Here is a 19,094-nt window from a genome sequence, read left to right on the forward strand (position 1 = left end):
CTCCTGTCCTTGGTGGCACTCCTCGTTCTGGGCACGGGAATGGTTCTGGTTCCGCGTGAATCCGCCGCTCCCGCACCACTCTCCTTCTCCGCTACTGCGCGCATCAGCGCGTTGACGGACGCCGTGCGGCTTCGTGAGTCATCGGCACGTTTAGCCCTCACCGGGAGCCCCGCCGGTGGAGGGAGCGACGCGAAAGAGGTCGCGCTAAAAGATGTTGTGACTTTGCTGACAACCCATGCCAGCGCCCTCCTTGGCCCGGATGGAGACTTGCCGGATGGAGTCAAGCCGGATGGGCGTTCGCCGAGCGGAGCTTCGACGGGCACTGCCACTGGCCCAGGTGCCCCCGCTGCTACCACGGCGGACCTCGTGTCGGACCTGGCCGCCAGCGGCCGACGTCGGATGGACGACGCACGCAAGGCCGACGGCGGGATCGCGCGGCTGTTGGCCGCCGTCGGATCCGCGCAGCTACTGGAGTCCGGCAAACTGGCTACCCTTTGGCAGTTGCCGGCCCCGTCCCTGGCGCCATCGTCGTCGACGTCGTTGTCGACGGCGGCGCCCAATGAACCGTCCAGCAGCCCAACCGCCATGGCTTCCTGCCCGTCGGCCACTCCCCCGGCCGAGTCCGCCCATGCGTCCACAGCTGCAGCCTTGGCGGCCAGCGTGGCTGCGGGCCACCGGGCCGTCTACCTGTACCAGGTCGCCCTCAAACGCTTAGGCGGAGCCGATGCGTCATCGGCCGCAAAAGGCTTGCAGGACCACGAATCACAACTCAAACAGGCTGAAGACTTGACCCGCGCGGAGTGCACCGAGGTTCCCATGCCGGAGGCTGGCTACCGCCTTGACGCAGGGTTCAGCAGGGACCCTGCGGCGTCCCTGGGCGCGCTGGAAATTGGGTCCCTGACCGCCTGGGGTGACCTGGTCGCTTTGTCTTCCGGGCCAGCCCGGGATTGGGCCCTGGAAAACTTGCTGGAGACCGCACGGCGAGGACAGCAATGGGGAGCGGCCCTGCCTGAGTTGCCGGGGATAAACCTCCAGCCGGGTTCCTTGCCCACGTTGCCGACAACCTCTGCAAGCCCGTCGCGGTAGGCAGACTCCGGGAGAGACGGGCAAAGATAAGCAAGGGTAAGCGAAAGTAGGCGAGCCTAGCCATGCTGGCCTTGAGGGCTGGCTGGTGCTTGGCTTGATGCATGGCCTCCATCGAAACCACCGCTAAGCATGAGAACGAGCCCCATCGGGATGATTTGGCGCACAGGTTGAACTGGCTGCGTGCCGGCGTCCTCGGCGCCAACGACGGTATCGTTTCCGTCGCCTCCATCCTGGTAGGCGTTGCTGGCGCCACCACGAACACGGGAAACATCTTGGCGGCCGGTGTAGCCGGCTTGGTGGGTGGCGCAATCTCCATGGCTTTGGGCGAATATGTTTCGGTCAGCAGCCAAAGCGATACCCAAAGAGCGCTGATCGAGAAGGAGCGCCGTGAACTCGCCGAGCAACCCGAGGAGGAGCTCGACGAGTTGACGGCCATCTACGAGAGCAAGGGCCTCAGCCCCAAAACAGCCCGCGCCGTGGCAGAGGAACTCACGGAACACGATGCCTTGGCGGCCCACCTCTCAGCGGAACTCAACATCCATGAGGACGACATCGTCAGTCCTTGGAGCGCCGCGTTCGCTTCTGCAGTGGCGTTCACCTTGGGGGCGGTGCTGCCTTTGCTTGCCATGCTCCTGCCACCAGCCGGTATGCGCGTCCCGCTCACATTCGCCGCGGTTTTGATCGCACTGGCTATCACTGGCGCTGTCGGCGCCTGGATCGGCGGGGCACCTCGGCTGCGGGCTGCGGTCCGCGTTGTTCTCGGCGGGGCTTTGGCCCTGGCCGCGACGTTCTCCATCGGAACCCTGCTGGGGGCCAGCGGCGTTTTCTAAGGGCTGTGCGCTGGCCCGGAGTTAGGCTGATCGCGTGAACCTTCGAGTGATCGTGCCCATTCCTGGTGATTTGCATGCCCGCTACAACCGGAGCTCTGCTGGACGGGACTGGTTGGCCAGCCTGCCAGGGCTGATCGCCGGGGCGCTGGATCGCTGGGATCTCAGCATAGACCTCGTCCCCGGCCAAGAGCCGTGGAATGGCCACGGCTCACTCGTAGTTCCGGTGGTCCGCCAAGGCGGTCAACGCGCTGCCTTGAAAATTGCCTTTCCGCACGAGGAAGCGATGGCGGAAAAGCACGCGCTGGCACTGTGGGAAGGACGCGGAGCAGTACGGCTCCTGGCATCGGAAGCCTCAGACTGCTCGGCCGTGCTCGAACGGCTTGACGCCTCGCGCCGGCTCCAAGACACGACCCTGGATGAGGCCCGGGACGTTTGGGGCGCCATTATGCGCCAGCTCTCCATTGAGCCGGATCACCGCCCTGAGTGGGCTGACCTGGATCACGTTGCGGCCACTGCCGAGCGATGGAGCGATGAGTTGCCCGCGGATTGGGAGCGCTTGGACCGGCCGTTTCCCAGGTGGCTTCTCGAAGCGGCGCTGGAAGTGTGCCAGACGCGGGGAGCCGTGGGACGCCGCTCAGGCAGGGACGTGCTCGTTCACACGGACCTTCATTTCATGAACATCCTCGCCACGATGCCTGATGAGCAAGCGCGGCGAGGCGCGTACCTGGCCATCGACCCGCAGCCCCAAATCGGTGAGGCAGAGTTCGCGGTGGCTCCGATTTTGTGGAACCGGATCCGGGAGCTGCCGCGGAACAGTCCTGAGGAGGGTCTCTTGGAGCGCTGCCACGACTTCAGTGTGGCCGCGGGCCTGGACCCCGAAACGGCCCGGCAGTGGACCATTGCCCGGGAAGTGGAAAATGCTGTGGCTTATGCCGGGAAGGCCGGACACGAGGCAGACTTAGCCCGTTCGCTCTGGGTGGCCAGCACATTGGCAGGCAAGACCCTGGACGGGCTTCCGCCGGCCCACGCCCTGCCCGCCCCGGGCGAGGCAGCCTGACCAAACCCGAGGCAGGCCAAACGGCACCAGGATGCCGCCCAACACGTCACTTGGCGACGTTGTCGTTCCAGACGTCAAGGCCAAGTTTGATGATCAGCGCAGCGACCACGATCAAAAACACGATCCGGACAAACTTGCTCCCCTGGGACACCGCCGCCCTGGCGCCCAAATAGCCCCCGGCCATGTTGGCAAGCCCTAGGACCAGCCCCACACCCCACATCAAAGCGCCGTGGGGCAGGAAGAAAATCAGGGCACCGGCGTTAGTGGCCATGTTGACGATTTTGGCCTTGGCGCTGGCCTCCAGGAACGCGTACCCCATGGCCGAAACCAAGGCAATAACCAGGAAGGAACCGGTGCCCGGCCCGATCATTCCGTCATAGAAACCGATCACCGCCCCAATGAGACACGCCACGACATAATGCCTGTGGCCCTCGTGGCGCAACGCTGTGAGCTCGCCGGCGCTGGGCCGAAGGGCAGTGAAAATGGCGACGGCGATCAGGGCCACCACAATGATGGGCTTAAACACGCTCGCGGGCAGCGAAGCGGCCAGGATGGCTCCACAGAAGCTGCCGGCCAACGCGATAACGGCCATCGGAACTGCAGTCTTCAGGTCCGGGCCCACCCGGCGATAGTACGTGGCGGCACTGGTGGTGGTGCCAAAAATCGACCCCATTTTGTTCGTCGCCAGAGCCTGGACGGGCGTGATGCCAGGAACCAACAGCAGGGCGGGGAGCTGGATCAGCCCCCCGCCTCCTACCACGGCGTCAACCCATCCGGCTGCGAATCCTGCCACCACGATGAGGATGAGGGTGGTCAGCTCGATTGATTCGAAGCCGGAAATCAACGGCTTCGAACGGCGTTGACCACGTAGTCCACGGCCTTGTCTACGGCAACGTTCTCGGCTTCGCCGGTGCGGCGGTCCTTGACCTCCACCACACCGTCCACGAGCCCACGCCCAACAGCCAGGATGGTCGGCACACCGACCAGCTCGGCATCACCGAACTTTACCCCGGGTGATACCTTCGGGCGGTCATCGTAAATGACGTCGAGTCCTGCTGCCTCCAGCTCGGCGGAAATCTTCTCAGCCGCCGCAAAGATTTCCTCACCGCGGCCCACTGCCACAACGTGGACGTCCGCAGGGGCGACCGTCCGGGGCCATACGAGGCCGCGATCGTCATGGTTTGCTTCAGCCAAGGCGGCTACCGCGCGCGTTACACCGACGCCGTAGGAGCCCATGGTGACCACCACTTGCTTGCCGTTCTGGTCCAGTACCTTCAAGTCCAGGGCCTCCGCGTACTTGCGGCCCAGCTGGAAGATGTGGCCCATTTCGATGCCGCGGGCGGTTTCCAACGGACCGGAGCCGTCAGGCGCGGGATCCCCTGCCCGGACTTCGGTGCATTCGATGACGCCATCCCACGTGAAGTCACGGCCAGCCACCAACCCAAAGACGTGCTTGCCCCCAGCATTGGCGCCGGTGACCCAGCTGGTACCGGAGACAACCCGGGGGTCCACCAGGTAAAGCACCTTGGACGAGCCTTCAAGGCCCAGAACAGGTTCGGCCAAGGACAGGCCGGGGCCGATGTAGCCCTTGACGAGCCAAGGCAGCTTCTTTAGGTCTTCTTCGTTGGCAGCTTCCAGCCCGATTTCACCGGCAATCGGCAAGAAGGAACCGATGTTGGCCTCTACCCGCTTGAGATCCACCGCACGGTCGCCCGGCACGCCGATAACAACGATCTGGCGCTCACCGGTGGGCAGCGTCACGGCAAGAACCACATTCTTGAGCGTGTCAGCAGCGGCCCAAGCGCCGCCGTCGGACTCGCTGCGCGGAGCCAGGCGGTTCGCCGCATCCACCAGGGTATCGATGGTCGGGGTGTTCGGAGTGTCCATCACCTGGGCGGCGGGCGCGTTGGTGAAGTCGATCTCCGGCGGAACAACAGTGGTGACCGCCTCGACGTTGGCATAGTAGCCACCGGCTGAACGGACGAAGGTATCCTCACCGATCTCGGTCGGGAACAGGAATTCCTCGCTCTTGGATCCACCCATGGCGCCCGCCGTGGCAGCCACGGGAATAACTTCCAGGCCGAGGCGCTCGAAGATCTTCACATAAGCGGCACGGTGGGCAGCGTAGCTGGCGTCCAGGCCGGCGTCGTCGATGTCGAACGAGTAGGAGTCCTTCATGATGAACTCGCGTCCGCGCAGGAGGCCTGCCCGGGGACGGGCTTCGTCGCGGTACTTGTTCTGGATCTGGTAAAGGCTCAGCGGCAGGTCCTTGTAGGACGAGTACAGGTCTTTCACCAGGAGCGTGAACATTTCCTCATGCGTGGGGGCAAGGAGGTAGTCCGCACCCTTGCGGTCCTGCAGACGGAAAAGACCTTCGCCGTACTCGGTCCACCGATTGGTGGCCTCGTAAGGTTCGCGCGGCAGCAACGCCGGGAAGTGGACTTCCTGGGCCCCGATGGCGGCCATTTCCTGGCGGATGATCTCCTCGACCTTCCGCAGGACGCTCAGGCCCAAGGGAAGCCACGTGTAGATGCCGGGCGCGGCGCGGCGAATATAGCCGGCCCGGACCAGGAGCTTGTGGCTTGCGACCTCGGCGTCGACGGGATCTTCGCGCAAGGTGCGCAGGAACAGCTGGGAAAGACGAAGGACCACGTGTTCGTATCCGTTTCTATGGCAAATGTGGCGAAATCAACTGCCTACCAATCTACCGGTTCCGCACGTGGCGCAGACGCCGGCAACAACAGAAGAGCCACGCCGTCGCGTCTGGAAGCCCCTGGCCGCTTCCGGCTGGTCATCCTGCGATGGCGTGGCTCAGCGGCCGATCGGCCGCAGGCTCTGTCGTGTGACTAGTCTTCCGTTCCCTCCAGCGGAACGGAATCACCTGCGACTGGGATGCGTTGGTTACTGCCGAGCTCCAGGATGGTGTGGCTGCCCGCGGCACCCTTCAAGGTCATTGTCATGAATCCCCCATCAACCATCCGCGCCCCAACGACACGGCTTGGGACGAACTTATGTGATTGCGGCCACATTTTCAAGAAGACGATTTCTCGCTGGCTCAACGTCGTCGCATTCCCCTTGACCGTTGCCGCTGGCAGGCATATCTTTTTAATTCATCAGGTGATGAATTACGTGCATTCACGGAGGCCGGCATGTCCCACATCGCACACCACAACGTCCGACCAGCCGAAGCGGCCCCAGGAGCCGGCGTTGGACAGAAGGAAGCCATCGCCGTAGCTGGCCTCCATATCTCGCGCGGACGCACCAAGATCCTCCGCGGGCTGGATTTCACCGTCGACGCCGGGCAGATCACCGGACTTCTCGGCCCGTCGGGAAGCGGCAAGACCACTCTTATGCGCGCCATCGTAGGGGTCCAAAGGATCACCGCCGGATCCATCGATGTGCTCGGCCTTCCGGCAGGGAGCGCCCCGCTCAGGAACGACGTCGGCTACGTCACCCAAGGCGCCAGCGTCTACGGCGACCTCAGCGTCGAAGCCAACGTCAAGTACTTCGGAGCGATGCACGGGGCAACGTCCGCCGATGCTGCCGAGGCGATTGCCGCCGTCGGGCTGGAGTCATTCGCGAAACAGAAAGCGGCGGACCTTTCCGGAGGCCAATTCAGCCGCGTTTCCTTGGCCTGCGCATTGGTTTCCCATCCCAAGCTGCTGGTGCTCGACGAACCCACGGTGGGACTGGACCCGGTTCTTCGCGCCGAACTCTGGGAACGCTTCACCGCCATGGCGGCTGACGGGACCACGCTTTTGGTCTCAAGCCACGTCATGGAGGAAGCATCGCACTGTTCATCATTGCTGCTCCTTCGGGACGGGTTGCTCCTGGCTCACCTGACACCGGCCGAGCTCGCTGAGCGTGGCAGAAGCGATGACCTGGAGAAGGCATTCCTGACCATGATCAAAACCTCCGACCGAACCAACCTCGATGATGGGCACAACGAAAGTCCGGTGGCACGATGAACCCCCGAATGACCCTGGCAACCACCACCCGCGTCTTGGGACAACTCCGGCACGATCACCGCAGCGTGGCACTCATCCTCGTGGTGCCAGCCTTGCTGCTGACTGCCGTCTACTTCCTGTACGAAAACGAGACCCTTCCGCCCGGCGTGCCACGGACATTCGACCGGGTCGGCCTGATGATGCTGGCAATCTTCCCGTTCGTCGTGATGTTCCTGGTCACCTCGATCACCATGCTGCGTGAACGGACGTCCGGCACCCTGGAACGCCTTCTGACGACGCCCATCCACAAGGCAGATCTGCTCTTCGGCTACGCGCTCGCGTTTTCCATCATGGCGGCACTGCAGTCCGTGGTGGCCACCGCCGTGGCCTACTGGGTTTTCAACTTGGATATCCAAGGCAGCCCAGGGCTGGTTGTACTGATCGCGGTGATCAACGCGGTCCTTGGCGTCGCGCTCGGCCTGTTTTGCTCGGCGTTCGCACGCACGGAGTTCCAAGCCGTCCAATTCATGCCAGTGGTGGTGGTGCCCCAGATCCTCCTCTGCGGCCTTTTCGTGGCCCGGGACCACATGAACGACGTCCTGGACGCGATCTCCGGGGTTCTTCCCTTGACGTTCTCGGTAGATGCGCTGAAGGAGATCGCAACCAATTCCGAGGCGACTTCCTCCATGTGGCAAGACACGCTGGTCATGGCCGGAATCGTGCTCGTGGTGCTCGTCCTCGCATCCCTGACCCTGCGTCGGCAAACCAAGTGAGCTTCCAGGGGGTCCGACGAGGCCGTCGCAGCGCCGGCGATCACTCCCGTGACGACATCCTTGCTGCCGCGCGCAAGTTGTTCGCCGAGCAGGGCTTTGACGGCACCAGCCTCCGACAAGTAGCGCGGGAAGCCGCCGTCGATCCGGCCATGGTGCACCACTTCTTCAAGGGGAAGGACGAGTTGTTCGCCTCCAGCGTCGAGTTGCCGGCGGACCCGGCGGTGTTCCTTGCCGACGTCGAAACCTCCAGCCCAAGCAGGCGCGCGGAGGCGATCGTCCGGGCGGTGCTGCTCCTCTGGGAGGGCCCGGCGCACCATGGCCTCATCGCGTTTGTCCGCGGAACGCTGGGCTCCACGGCGAAGACGGCCCTCATGCGGGAGATGGTGAACAGGACCATCCTGACGCGCTTGATGGTGGGGCTTCCAGGCCCTGCCCAAGAGGTGAGGATGCGCGGCAACCTCGTGGCCACGCAGGTGGTGGGCCTGATGCTAGTCCGCTATGTGGTGCGCTTGGAGCCGATCGCCTCCGCAACGCAAGAGGAAGTGATCCGCATGGTGGCCCCAAACATCCAGCGGTACCTCACCGGCGACCTCGACTCCCCCATGTAGCCCGCTTCTCCCATGTAGCCCGCTTCCCCCATGTAGCCCGATGGGCCTAGAAGAGCACCGTCGCGAAGGTACCAACTTGTTCGAAACCAACTCGCTCGTATGCGGCCCGTGCTTTGGCGTTGTAATCGTTCACGTACAGGCTCGTCACCGGGGCGAACGTACGGGAGAGATTCACGACGGCGGCCATGTACCCGGCGCTCCGGCCGTGGCCACGTAATCCGGGATTCATCCATACACCCTGAACTTGGGTGACGTCCGGAGTCACAGCACCGAGCTCGGCTTTGAAGACCACGGTGCCGTCCTGGATATGTACCAACGAGTGCCCTTGCCTGATGAGGCCTGCCACCCGTCGACTGTAAAACTCCTGGCCACCGAGAAACGGCGAGTAGCCGACTTCCTCCTCGAACATCGCCGCACAGGCCGGCAGGAGGCGGTCAAAATCCTCCATGGTAGCAACGGTCAGCGCCGGGTTCGCGCCGATGGCCGGGCTTCCCGATATGGCAAGGAGTGGCTGGCATGACCGGACCTCGTGCGCCGGGTGGCCCAACTGTTCGAAAACGGAGTACAGGGCCAGCACCGACTCAGCGGCCCCGAAGATCGAGGCATAGCGTCGGCCTGTCTGATGGGCCGCGGCTGCCACATGCCGCGCCAACGCCGGGTCCAGCTGGATCGGAACCAAGTTGGCCCCTGCCCAGCAGGCGCCCAGAAGGTTTCCGTCGTCGAACACTCCAAAAATACTTGCGCCGGCGCTGGTTGGAGCCGCCGTCCCGGTACTGTCCAGTTGCGCCAGGATGAAGACGTTCGCCACCGGATCTTCCTGGGCAAGAGCGCGAAGAGCCGGGGTGTCGGCACTGCCGAGCACCCTGACTCCCAAGCCGGTCCCGTTACGAGACGCTAACCACGGGGCCACCTTTGACAGCATCTTCGCCACCGGCCTCCCCAATCTCTTCAGCGATGCGCATGGCTTCTTCGATCAGTGTCTCAACAATCTGGCTCTCGGGCACAGTCTTGATGACTTCGCCCTTGACGAAAATCTGGCCTTTGCCATTTCCGGAGGCGACACCGAGATCAGCTTCACGTGCTTCGCCAGGACCGTTGACAACGCAGCCCATGACAGCGACCCGGAGCGGGACCTCCATGCCTTCCAAACCGGCGGTCACCTGCTCGGCCAACGTGTACACGTCAACCTGCGCGCGGCCACAGGACGGGCAAGAGACGATTTCAAGCTTGCGTGGGCGCAGGTTCAAGGACTGCAGGATCTGGTTGCCAACCTTGATTTCCTCCACCGGCGGAGCTGAGAGCGAAACACGGATGGTGTCGCCGATTCCGCGGGAGAGCAACGCACCGAAGGCGGTGGCGGATTTGATGGTGCCTTGGAACGCCGGCCCCGCTTCCGTGACGCCCAAGTGCAGGGGCCAATCGCCCTTTTCGGCGAGCATCTCGTAAGCGGCCACCATGATCACGGGGTCGTTGTGCTTGACGGAAATCTTGAAATCGTGGAAGCCGTGCTCTTCGAAGAGCGAGGCTTCCCAGACGGCTGATTCAACCAGGGCTTCCGGAGTGGCCTTGCCGTATTTCTTCATGATGCCCGGCTCCAGGGAACCGGCATTGACGCCGATCCGGATGGAGGTGCCGTGATCCTTGGCTGCGGCCGCTATCTCTTTGACTTGGTCATCGAATTTACGGATGTTTCCCGGATTCACGCGGACGGCCGCGCATCCGGCTTCGATGGCGGCAAAGACGTACTTCGGCTGGAAGTGGATGTCCGCAATGACCGGGATCTGGGATTTGCGCGCGATGATCGGCAACGCTTCGGCATCGTCGGCAGAGGGACACGCAACGCGGACAATGTCGCAACCCGAAGCCGTCAGTTCGGCGATCTGCTGCAGTGTTGCGTTGATGTCCGTGGTGGGAGTCGTGGTCATGGACTGCACACTGATGGGTGAGTCTGATCCAACGCCAACGGACCCTACCTTGATTTGGCGAGTCTTGCGGCGCGGTGCCAGGACGGGGGGTGGGGCGGCTGGCATTCCCAGGCTGACCGAGGTCACGTGGACTCCTTGGGTTGGGGTGAATCGTTGTGTGGTGAATCGTTGGGGTGAAGAGCCTTTTAGGAAGCGTGCTCAGCCAGAAGGCCGATGACGGGAGACCACTCGGTGGTACGGATGCCGGCAATGACCCCGGCCTCAGCGAACGGATCCTTCATGAGGAGATCGGTAAGGGCGGCTTCGCCTGCAGACTTGAACACCAGGAGCGCTCCGGCACCGTCACCGTACGGGCCACTGGCCAACAGCTGTCCAGCCTCAGCCAAGTCACCGAGCCAAGCACGGTGGGCTGGCCGGGTCTCATCACGGACGGCATCGGATTCTGCGACGTATACGTACTCAACGGCAAAAACAGTCATGGGACTAGCCTATCCCGCCGCTTTAGCCGAAGATGTTCACGGGCTTGACGATATCGGCATAGATCAGCAACGCGCTCATGGCCATCAGTAATGCGGCCACGACGTAGGTTGCCGGCAACAACTTCGCGATGTCGAACGCGCCAGGGTCCGGTTTGCCTCGCCATTTGGCCACACGACGCCGGGCTCCTTCGTACAGCGCTCCGGCCACATGTCCGCCGTCGAGAGGCAGCAACGGCACCAGGTTGAAGATTGCCAAGGCGAAATTGAGGCCGGCCAGCAACCCCACAAGGGTACCGATGCGGGCCTGCAAGGGCACCTGTTCCATGGCCGCTACCTCGCCGGCAACCCGCCCGACACCCACCACGCTGATAGGGCCGTTTGGATCCCGCGGCTCGGCGCTGAACGCCGCTTTCGCGACTCCCACCACCCGGGCCGGCAGATTGAAGATGACGCCGGATATTTGGGCGATGTTCTGCCCCGCCATGGGCAAGACGGACGACGCCGGTTGCGGCACCAAGGCGCTTTGGGCGCCGATCCCGAGGAAGCCGACCTCCTGGTACTTCAGGGCACCACTGGGATCCTGTTCTTGCCGGCCATCGGCACCAACCACTGGCCTGGAAGACAAAACGGGCGTCACGGACGTCGTGACTTCGGAGCCGTTTCGTTCCACCGTGATGGCGACGGCCTTCCCGGCCGACGCCCGGATCCAGCCGGTGAGCTCGTCCCAACTGGTGACCGGCTTACCGTCGAAGGACTTGATGGTGTCATTGGGTTGAAGTCCCGCCGCCGCAGCGGGCGTAAGTTTGCAGTCGCTGGAATTGGGATCCACCGTTTTCCCGGCAGCCACCTGGCACTTGGAGACGTCGGCGATGGTGGTGGTGGCTGTGGCAACACCAAAACCCATCAAAAGCACGGCCAGCAAGACCAAACCGATGAGCATGTTCATGGCGGGGCCGCCCAACATGATGATGATCTTCTTCCACACGGGAAGTTTGTAGAAAACGCGGGCCTCGTCCGCGGGACCAACTTCCTCGTGTGCCATGGAACGCGCTTCGGTAGCGAGCGTTTGAAACATTCCGGTACTCGAAGGCCTGACACCGCCGTCGTCCTTGTTCGGTGGATACATGCCGATCATGGCGACATAACCGCCCAAAGGCAGTGCCTTGAAGCCGTACTCCGTCTCGCCCCGCTTCGTGGACCAGATGGTGGGGCCGAACCCGATCATGTACTTAGTGACGCGCACCCTGAAGAGTTTCGCGGGCACCAGGTGGCCCACCTCGTGAAGGGCAATGGAAATCGCGACGCCGAGGGCGACGAAGACGACTCCGAGGATGAAAAGAAGGAGGGGATTCATACCGATGGGACTGCTTCCATAAAAAGATGCTGCTAACGGGCGCTGGTGGCTAAACGATCATGGGTCCGGGTGCGTGCCCACTTCTCAGCATCCAGCACGGACTCCACTGTTAGCTCCGAGGAACCTGAATGTTCGCTGAGTACGGACTCCACAGTGTCAACGATGTCCGTGAAGCGAATGTGTCCTCCGTGGAAAGCAGTCACGGCTTCCTCGTTGGCAGCATTGAACACTGCCGGATAGGTGCTGCCTTGCTTCGCGGCATCCTTGGCGAGGTCCACTGCGGGAAACGCGACGCTATCCAACGGCTCGAACGTCCAACTCGTGGCTTGGCTCCAATCGCAGGGCGTCGCAGCGCGGGGAACCCGGTCCGGCCAGCCAAGCCCCAAGGCGATCGGCAACCGCATGTCCGGAGGCGAGGCTTGGGCGATAATGGAGCCGTCCACGAACTGGACCATCGAGTGGACCACTGACTGCGGATGGACTACGACGTCGATCCTGTCCAGGGGAACGTCGAACAGCAAATGCGCCTCGATCACTTCCAAGCCCTTGTTGACCAGGCTTGCCGAGTTGGTGGTGACCATGAGGCCCATGTCCCAGGTGGGGTGGGCGAGCGCCTCCTGCGGTGTGACATCGCGAAGCTGTTCCCGCGAACGCCCCCGGAACGGCCCGCCGGAAGCGGTGAGGATCAGTTTGTCCACTTCCCGGGGGGTGCCTGAACGCAGGCACTGGGCGATCGCCGAATGCTCGGAATCAACGGGGACTATTTGCCCGTCATGTGCCGCAGCTTTAACCAGGGAACCGCCCACTATCAGCGATTCCTTGTTGGCCAAGGCCAACGTGGCACGCGTGCCGAGGGCAGCGAGCGTGGGCGCCAGTCCAATGGAACCGGTGATGCCGTTGAGGACGACGTCGCACTCAATGGCCGCGATCTGCGTGGAGGCGTTGGGGCCGACGAAGATCTCCGGGCGGAAGTTGCGCAAACCTGCTTGGCCAGCGGCGGCGTTGATCAGTTGCTCCAAGCTCCCAGCGTCCCCTTCGGCGATGCCGACGGCCTGAGCCCGTGTGTGGACGGCCTGTTGCGCGATGAGTTCGAGGTTGCCGCCGCCAGCGCTCAGGGCAACCACCTCGAAAAGGTGCGGGCTGGCGTCGACGACGTCGATCGCCTGCGTGCCGATGGAACCGGTGGACCCGAGGATGACGATCTTGCGCGGCTGCATAGTCCAAGTATCCCAGCCTCGGCTCAGGGCTGCGAACGCGCCGTTCAAGCCCGACGGCGGCGGCCCTAGGGGCTCTGCCTAGGCTGGCTGTTCCCCAGCAGGAGGCGCCGTGGAACCGCGAACGACCACTTGCGTGGCAAGTTCCACGCGGTGGGAGTCCAATACTTCCCCCCGAGCTTGGCGCAGCACCGACCGCAGCGCCGCACGACCCATTTCCTCCAACGGTTGGGCGACAGAACTCAGCGGAGGGACTGACTCCTCCCCTTGCCTGGTGCCGTCGAATCCAATGAGGCTAATGTCGCGGGGAATGCTCACGCCTTGCCGCACGGCTTCGCTGAGGACACCCAGGGCGATGCTGTCACTTCCCGCAAAAATTGCCGTTGGGCGCTGTTCCAGCTCCAGCAACTGCTGAAATCCCGCCACACCGCTCTCCCGCCGGAATTTCCCGCCGGAAACAATGTACCGGGGCTCCACGGGAAGGCCCCGCGCCATCAGTGCGGCCATGTATCCGTGCAGTCGGGCCTGATTGCACTCGGCCGCCTCTATGCCACCGATATAGGCGATGCGCCGGTGACCCAAATCCAGCAAATGCTCAGTTGCCGCCTTGCCGCCGGCCCAGTTGGTCGTCCCCACGCTCACCACATCTGCCGAGGGTGGATTGAGCGGGTCTATGACGACCACCGGAATGTGACGACGCCGGAACGCGTGCAGTTGCGCTTCACTGAAGGCGGACGTCACAACGATCATGCCGGCCCTGCCTGCATCGGCGATCCGCTGGGCGCGACGTTCCGGGCTTGGGCGGCCGGAGGGGTCCGTCACGCTCACAAGAATCTCGACGTCGGCGCTCGCCGCAAAGGCGAGGATGCCGGCGAGCACCTCGATCGTGTATCCGGAGTCGAGGACGTCGACGACGACCTCCACGACCGGGGTAAGGTCCGCGACGGATCGGCGCTGTACCGGCGATTGATACCCCACCTGTTCGAGCGCAGCCAGCACACGCGCCCTGGTTTTGGGGGCAACATCGTCACGTCCGTTGACGACCTTGGAAACGGTGGGGGCCGAGACGCCGGCTTCGCGGGCGATGGTCGCCAACGTGGCTTTCGTCCCACTAGCTGCAGTGACCATGAGCGTTCGCAATCTTTCGAGAATTTATCGTGGCTTCATTCTGACGAATTCCCAGAACCGGGTCAACAAGACTCGCCGGGCCCGGCGAGTCTTCGAAAAAACCCTTGACGGTGCGCACCAACCCGATTAGTTTAGGTCGTGATCTAATTCGCTTGTTTCGAAATATTTCGAGAATTTGCCAATAGATGCCAGTCCCCTGAAGCGACTTTCAATTGGAGAAGCAATGAAGCAATCCCAAACATCCCGGCGCTCCTTTCTCGCCCTTGCTGCCCTCGTTCCCCTGGCCGCCGTGACCACCACAGCCTGTGGGACTTCCGGCCCCGGCTCCTCCAGTGGCGGCGGGGCGAGCATGTGGTATTTGACCGGTGAGCCTAACCAGACAATCGAGCAGAAGGCCGTTGACGCTTTCAACTCGGCCAACCCGAACAACAAGATTTCCACCACGTTCTTCCAGAACGATGCTTACAAGACCAAGATCAAGACCGCCATCGGTGCCGGGCAAGCTCCCACCATCATCTATGGCTGGGGCGGCGGCACTCTGAAGGCATACGCCGAGGCCAACCAGGTGGATGACCTAACAAGCTGGTTCGACCAGAACCCGGACGTGAAAAACAAGTTCTTCCCCTCCGTCTTTGGTGCAGCCACGGTCAACGGCAAGATCTACGCCATACCCAACCAATACATTGCCCCCATTGTCCTCTTCTACAACAAGGAGCTCTTCGCCAAAGCCGGCGTTCAGCCTCCCAAAACGTGGGACGACATCATGTCGCTGGTCAAGACCTTCAATGGCATGGGAGTGGCACCATTCGCGTTGGGAGGCCAGTCGCGATGGACATCAATGATGTGGCTGGAGTACCTGTTGGACCGCATCGGCGGCGCGGGCGTGTTCAAGGCCATTTTCGAAGGCAAACCCAACGCATGGATGGACCCGGCAGTGATCGAGACCGGCACCAAAATTCAGGAACTCGTTTCGGCCGATGGATTCATCAAGGGCTTCTCCTCCATCACCGCAGACTCCAACGCCGATCAAGCACTTCTGTTCACTGGCAAGGCAGCAATGATGCTGCACGGTTCCTGGACCTATGGCTCCATGAAAAAGGACGGGCAGAACTTCGTCCAGAACGGAAAGCTGGGCTTCGTCAACTTCCCGACCGTCGCCGGCGGCAAGGGCGACCCCAAGAATGGCGTGGGAAACCCGGCCCAATACATGTCCATCTCGTCCAAGGCCAGCGATGCGGAGAAGGAGTCAGCCAAGAAGTTCTTCAAGGATGGGATCCTGACCGACACGGTCCTCACGGCCTACGTCAACACCGGTTCCGTTCCCATCGTCAACGGCATCGAGGACAAGCTCAGCACTTCGGCGGACAAGGATTTCCTCAACTTCGTCTACGACATGGCCAAGAACGCTCCCAACTTCCAACAGTCTTGGGACCAGGCGCTGAGTCCGACTGCCGCTGAGGCGTTGCTGAACAACATCGATCAACTCTTCCTGAAAGCAATCACGCCGCAGCAATTCGCCCAAAACATGAATGCCACCCTGGGCAAATGAGTAACGCTGTCTCCACTGCAGAAAAGTCCTCCATGGCGGCCGCAGGCGGGCCCGTCCGCACTCGCGGGTACAAAGTTGGCGGCCTTGCCTGGCTGACGTTGCCCGCCCTGGTCGTCTTCATGGTGTTCGCCATCGTTCCACTCGTTGGTGTGATCATCCTCAGTTTCACCAGCTGGGACGGTATCGGCGCTATCGGCTCGGCCGGCCTAAGCAATTGGCTCTCCGTTTTTTCGGATCCGGGCCTCTACAACTCCCTGGGGCTGACCTTCCTCATCATGATCGCTTCATGGCTGGTCCAGACCCCCATCAGCCTGCTGCTGGGAGTCTTCACCGCCGGAAGCCAGCGCTACCGCGCGGCGTTGGCAGTCCTGTATTTCCTTCCGTTGCTCCTCTCTTCTGCTGCCGTAGCCATTGCCTACAAGGCATTGCTCGACCCAAATTTCGGTCTGGCCACGGGCTTGGGGCTGCCGCTCCTCGCCCAGGACTGGCTGGGCGTCCCGCAACTCGCCGTAGGCCTGGTCATCTTCGTCATTGCCTGGCAGTTCGTGCCCTTCCACACGCTCATCTACCAAGGTGGCGTCCGCCAGATCCCGAAGTCCCTGTATGAGGCTGCGCAAATTGACGGGGCAGGAACAGTCAAGCAATTCTTCAGCATCACGCTGCCGCAGCTGAAGTACACCATCATCACTTCCTCAACCCTGATGGTGGTCGGATCCCTGACGTATTTCGACCTAATCTTCGTCCTCACCGGCGGAGGCCCCGGGAACTCCACCCGGATCCTCGCCTTGGACATGTACCTGCGGGGGTTCCGGGCCAACCTGATGGGGCCGGCAAGCGTCATTGCCGTTGTCCTCGTCGTCATAGGCCTTGTCCTGGCCCTGTTCCTGCAGCGCCTTGGAGGCAAGGACAAGCAGAGCAGCCAATTGGAAGGTTTGTAGGATGAGCACCACCCTCACCAGCGCCAAAGAAACCACGCCCACCCCGCCGGCCACAACCCGGCAGGGCCTCGGATTCCGGATGCGGCGGCTGAACATTGTCGGAGGCCTCGGCGGCTGGATGTGGCTCGCCATCATCATCATTCCGGTTTACTACATCGTCATCACCAGCTTGAAGACGCAATCAGGCTACTTCGGCCAGAACCCGCTGGCGCCGCCGTCGTCTCCCACCCTGGAAAATTATCAACTGGTGCTGGATTCGGACTTCGCCAGGTACTTCCTCAACAGTGTCATCGTCACGGCAGGTTCCGTGATCCCCACGGTGCTGGTCTCCTTCATGGCAGCTTTCGCGATCGTCCGAGGCAAGGGCCGATTCCTCAAGCTGGTGAACGGCGTGTTCCTCATGGGCCTGGCAATCCCCCTCCAGGCCACCATCATCCCGATCTACCTGATGATCATCCGGTTCAACTTGTACGACAGCCTTCTGGCGCTCATGCTCCCCTCGATCGCTTTCGCCATTCCGTTGACGGTTCTGATCCTGTCCAACTTCATTCGCGACGTACCAAACGAGCTCTTTGAATCAATGCGTCTGGACGGCTGTAGTGAGTGGCAGACCCTGTGGCGGCTGGCGTTGCCGCTGACCAGGCCCGCAATTGTCACCGTGGCTATCTACAACGGGCTTCAGGTGTGGAACGGGTTCCTCCTCCCCCTCGTGCTGACCCAAAGCCCTGGGCTTCGCGTCCTGCCCCTAGGGTTGTGGACATTCCAAGGCGAGTTCAGCGTCAACATCCCGGCAGTGCTCGCCTCAGTTGTCCTCAGCACCCTGCCCATCCTGGTGCTTTATGTCCTCGGCCGCCGTCAGCTACTGAGTGGCCTGACGGCCGGTTTCAGCAAGTAGTGGCGCCAATAAGAAAGGAGCATGTGATGACTGAATCCAAACACCTCCGTGTCGGCATGGTGGGCTACTCATTCATGGGCGCCGCGCACTCCCATGCTTGGCGCACCGCTCCCCGCTTCTTCGACCTTCCGCTGACACCGCACCTTGCCGCCGTAGCCGGCCGGAACGAAGAAGCCGTCTGGGCGGCGGCCGCCAAGTACGGCTGGGACTCTGTGGAAACGGATTGGCGACGCTTGATTGAGCGGGACGACATCGATCTCATCGATATCTGCACGCCCGGTAACACGCACGCTGAGATCGCGATCGCCGCCCTTGAAGCGGGAAAGCACGTCCTGTGCGAAAAGCCCTTGGCTAACTCCGTTGCCGAAGCTGAGAAAATGACCGCCGTGGCCGAGGCCGCAGCAGCACGGGGCGTGTTGTCCATGTGCGGTTTCAGCTATCGTCGGACTCCGGCGCTGGCCCTTGCCAAGCGGATGGTCGACGACGGCCGCCTGGGTCAGATCCGGCACGTCCGGGCCCAATACCTGCAGGATTGGTTAAGCGACGCCGACGCGCCGTTGACCTGGCGCATGGACAAGTCGAAATCAGGTTCGGGTTCACTGGGCGATATCGGTGCACACAGCATCGACGCCGCCCAATGGATCACCGGGCTGAACATCTCCGGAGTCTCCGCACTGATGGAAACGTTCGTCAAAGAGCGCCCGGTGGGCGGTGACTTCGTGGGACTTGGTGGACGTGGGGGCACGGACGGCCCCAAAGGCCCGGTGACGGTGGACGACGCCGCGTTGTTCACGGCCCGCTTTGAGGCACCGGACGACGCCGGGGCTGCCGGAGGCTCGGGCAGCCCGGCCTCGGGCACCACAGGCTCGGGCACCGCGGGCTCGCCCGCGTCCTCCGGCACAACGCCCACGGGGCCCATCGGCATCTTCGAAGCGACCCGCTTCGCCTTGGGCCGCAAGAACGCCATGCGCCTGGAACTCAATGGCACCAAGGGATCCATCGCTTTCGATTTCGAGGACATGAACTCCTTGCAGTTCTACGAATCCTCGTTGGAACCGGACGCCGGCTTCCGGAAGATCATGGTCACTGAGCCGTCCCACCCTTACACGGGTAACTGGTGGCCTACTGGCCATGGCCTGGGTTATGAGCACGGATTCACGCACCAGGTGGTGGATCTCGTCACTGCCATCGGCGCGGGCGAGCAGCCCTCGCCGTCGTTCGCTGATGCTTTGCAGGTGCAAAAAGTGCTCGCAGCCGTTGAGGCGAGCGCGGAAAACTCAAGTCGCTGGCAGACCGTCTGAAAGGAGACAT

Annotated in this window: 18 protein-coding genes; 10 read left to right on the forward strand and 8 right to left on the reverse strand. The window is 62.6% G+C overall.

Annotated features, from left to right (window positions below; genetic code table 11):
- Nucleotides 1-12: 12 nt before the first annotated feature.
- The 3 genes from SB659_RS16380 (at nucleotide 13) to SB659_RS16390 (ending at nucleotide 2,973) form a co-directional block, all read left to right on the forward strand.
- Nucleotides 13-1,086: a DUF4439 domain-containing protein gene (locus SB659_RS16380; RefSeq protein ID WP_410551085.1), complete on the forward strand. Its 1,074-nt coding sequence runs from the start codon at nucleotides 13-15 to the stop codon at nucleotides 1,084-1,086.
- A 101-nt stretch (nucleotides 1,087-1,187) separates the two neighbouring features.
- Nucleotides 1,188-1,916 (forward strand): VIT family protein, encoded by a 729-nt coding sequence (locus SB659_RS16385; RefSeq protein ID WP_284979961.1) that lies wholly within the window; start codon nucleotides 1,188-1,190, stop codon nucleotides 1,914-1,916.
- A 34-nt stretch (nucleotides 1,917-1,950) separates the two neighbouring features.
- A complete protein-coding gene (locus SB659_RS16390; protein ID WP_410551086.1) occupies nucleotides 1,951-2,973 on the forward strand; it encodes an aminoglycoside phosphotransferase family protein in 1,023 nt (340 codons plus the stop codon).
- Nucleotides 2,974-3,019: 46 nt separating this feature from the next.
- Here the strand turns inward: SB659_RS16390 and SB659_RS16395 are convergent, their stop codons facing one another.
- Both SB659_RS16395 and SB659_RS16400 read right to left on the reverse strand, forming a co-directional pair.
- Nucleotides 3,020-3,817, reverse strand: a complete 798-nt coding sequence (locus tag SB659_RS16395; protein WP_410551087.1) for a sulfite exporter TauE/SafE family protein — start codon at nucleotides 3,815-3,817, stop codon at nucleotides 3,020-3,022.
- Nucleotides 3,814-5,625: a proline--tRNA ligase gene (locus tag SB659_RS16400; RefSeq protein WP_284979958.1), complete on the reverse strand. Its 1,812-nt coding sequence runs from the start codon at nucleotides 5,623-5,625 to the stop codon at nucleotides 3,814-3,816. Before SB659_RS16400 ends, SB659_RS16395 begins: the two co-directional genes overlap by 4 nt.
- Before the next feature lie 497 nt (nucleotides 5,626-6,122).
- On the opposite strand from SB659_RS16400, the gene SB659_RS16405 reads away from it, so the two are divergent.
- Genes SB659_RS16405 through SB659_RS16415 form a run of 3 tightly spaced genes read left to right on the forward strand, consistent with a single transcriptional unit; the run spans nucleotide 6,123 to nucleotide 8,301 of the window.
- Complete coding sequence (locus tag SB659_RS16405) at nucleotides 6,123-6,941, forward strand: ABC transporter ATP-binding protein (protein ID WP_284979957.1); 819 nt, start codon at nucleotides 6,123-6,125, stop codon at nucleotides 6,939-6,941.
- 8 nt (nucleotides 6,942-6,949) lie between these two features.
- On the forward strand, nucleotides 6,950-7,693 hold the full coding sequence (locus tag SB659_RS16410; RefSeq protein WP_284979956.1) for an ABC transporter permease: 744 nt from the start codon (nucleotides 6,950-6,952) through the stop codon (nucleotides 7,691-7,693).
- Nucleotides 7,690-8,301 (forward strand): TetR/AcrR family transcriptional regulator, encoded by a 612-nt coding sequence (locus tag SB659_RS16415; protein ID WP_284979955.1) that lies wholly within the window; start codon nucleotides 7,690-7,692, stop codon nucleotides 8,299-8,301. The genes SB659_RS16410 and SB659_RS16415 overlap by 4 nt, the downstream gene beginning before the upstream one ends.
- Nucleotides 8,302-8,347: 46 nt before the next feature.
- Here the strand turns inward: SB659_RS16415 and SB659_RS16420 are convergent, their stop codons facing one another.
- The 6 genes from SB659_RS16420 to SB659_RS16445 all read right to left on the reverse strand — a co-directional run bounded on the left by SB659_RS16420 (nucleotide 8,348) and on the right by SB659_RS16445 (nucleotide 14,401).
- The gene (locus tag SB659_RS16420) at nucleotides 8,348-9,223 is read right to left on the reverse strand and encodes a GNAT family N-acetyltransferase (protein WP_410551127.1); all 876 of its coding nucleotides are present in this window, start codon (nucleotides 9,221-9,223) and stop codon (nucleotides 8,348-8,350) included.
- A complete protein-coding gene (ispG, locus tag SB659_RS16425) occupies nucleotides 9,186-10,352 on the reverse strand; it encodes a flavodoxin-dependent (E)-4-hydroxy-3-methylbut-2-enyl-diphosphate synthase (RefSeq protein WP_284976573.1) in 1,167 nt (388 codons plus the stop codon). Before ispG ends, SB659_RS16420 begins: the two co-directional genes overlap by 38 nt.
- A gap of 59 nt (nucleotides 10,353-10,411) precedes the next feature.
- Nucleotides 10,412-10,705, reverse strand: coding sequence for a YciI family protein (locus tag SB659_RS16430; protein WP_410551088.1), 294 nt, complete (start codon nucleotides 10,703-10,705; stop codon nucleotides 10,412-10,414).
- 22 nt (nucleotides 10,706-10,727) lie between these two features.
- Complete coding sequence (locus SB659_RS16435) at nucleotides 10,728-12,059, reverse strand: M50 family metallopeptidase (protein WP_410551089.1); 1,332 nt, start codon at nucleotides 12,057-12,059, stop codon at nucleotides 10,728-10,730.
- 32 nt (nucleotides 12,060-12,091) lie between these two features.
- Nucleotides 12,092-13,276, reverse strand: coding sequence for a 1-deoxy-D-xylulose-5-phosphate reductoisomerase (gene dxr, locus SB659_RS16440; protein WP_410551090.1), 1,185 nt, complete (start codon nucleotides 13,274-13,276; stop codon nucleotides 12,092-12,094).
- Between the two features lie 78 nt (nucleotides 13,277-13,354).
- Nucleotides 13,355-14,401, reverse strand: a complete 1,047-nt coding sequence (locus SB659_RS16445; protein ID WP_284979951.1) for a LacI family DNA-binding transcriptional regulator — start codon at nucleotides 14,399-14,401, stop codon at nucleotides 13,355-13,357.
- A gap of 223 nt (nucleotides 14,402-14,624) precedes the next feature.
- Here SB659_RS16445 and SB659_RS16450 point away from each other — a divergent pair, with 223 nt between their 5' ends.
- Genes SB659_RS16450 through SB659_RS16465 form a run of 4 tightly spaced genes read left to right on the forward strand, consistent with a single transcriptional unit; the run spans nucleotide 14,625 to nucleotide 19,084 of the window.
- Nucleotides 14,625-15,950, forward strand: coding sequence for an extracellular solute-binding protein (locus SB659_RS16450; RefSeq protein ID WP_410551091.1), 1,326 nt, complete (start codon nucleotides 14,625-14,627; stop codon nucleotides 15,948-15,950).
- Nucleotides 15,947-16,888, forward strand: coding sequence for a carbohydrate ABC transporter permease (locus SB659_RS16455; protein WP_410551092.1), 942 nt, complete (start codon nucleotides 15,947-15,949; stop codon nucleotides 16,886-16,888). Before SB659_RS16450 ends, SB659_RS16455 begins: the two co-directional genes overlap by 4 nt.
- Before the next feature lies 1 nt (nucleotide 16,889).
- Nucleotides 16,890-17,783, forward strand: a complete 894-nt coding sequence (locus SB659_RS16460) for a carbohydrate ABC transporter permease (RefSeq protein WP_410551093.1) — start codon at nucleotides 16,890-16,892, stop codon at nucleotides 17,781-17,783.
- Nucleotides 17,784-17,809: 26 nt separating this feature from the next.
- Nucleotides 17,810-19,084 carry a Gfo/Idh/MocA family protein gene (locus tag SB659_RS16465; RefSeq protein WP_410551094.1) on the forward strand — a complete coding sequence of 425 codons (1,275 nt, stop codon included), beginning with the start codon at nucleotides 17,810-17,812 and terminating at the stop codon, nucleotides 19,082-19,084.
- Nucleotides 19,085-19,094 lie beyond the last annotated feature (10 nt).

Source organism: Arthrobacter sp. SIMBA_036, from assembly GCF_046535135.1.
In the GTDB taxonomy this organism is placed as follows: Bacteria; Actinomycetota; Actinomycetes; order Actinomycetales; family Micrococcaceae; genus Arthrobacter.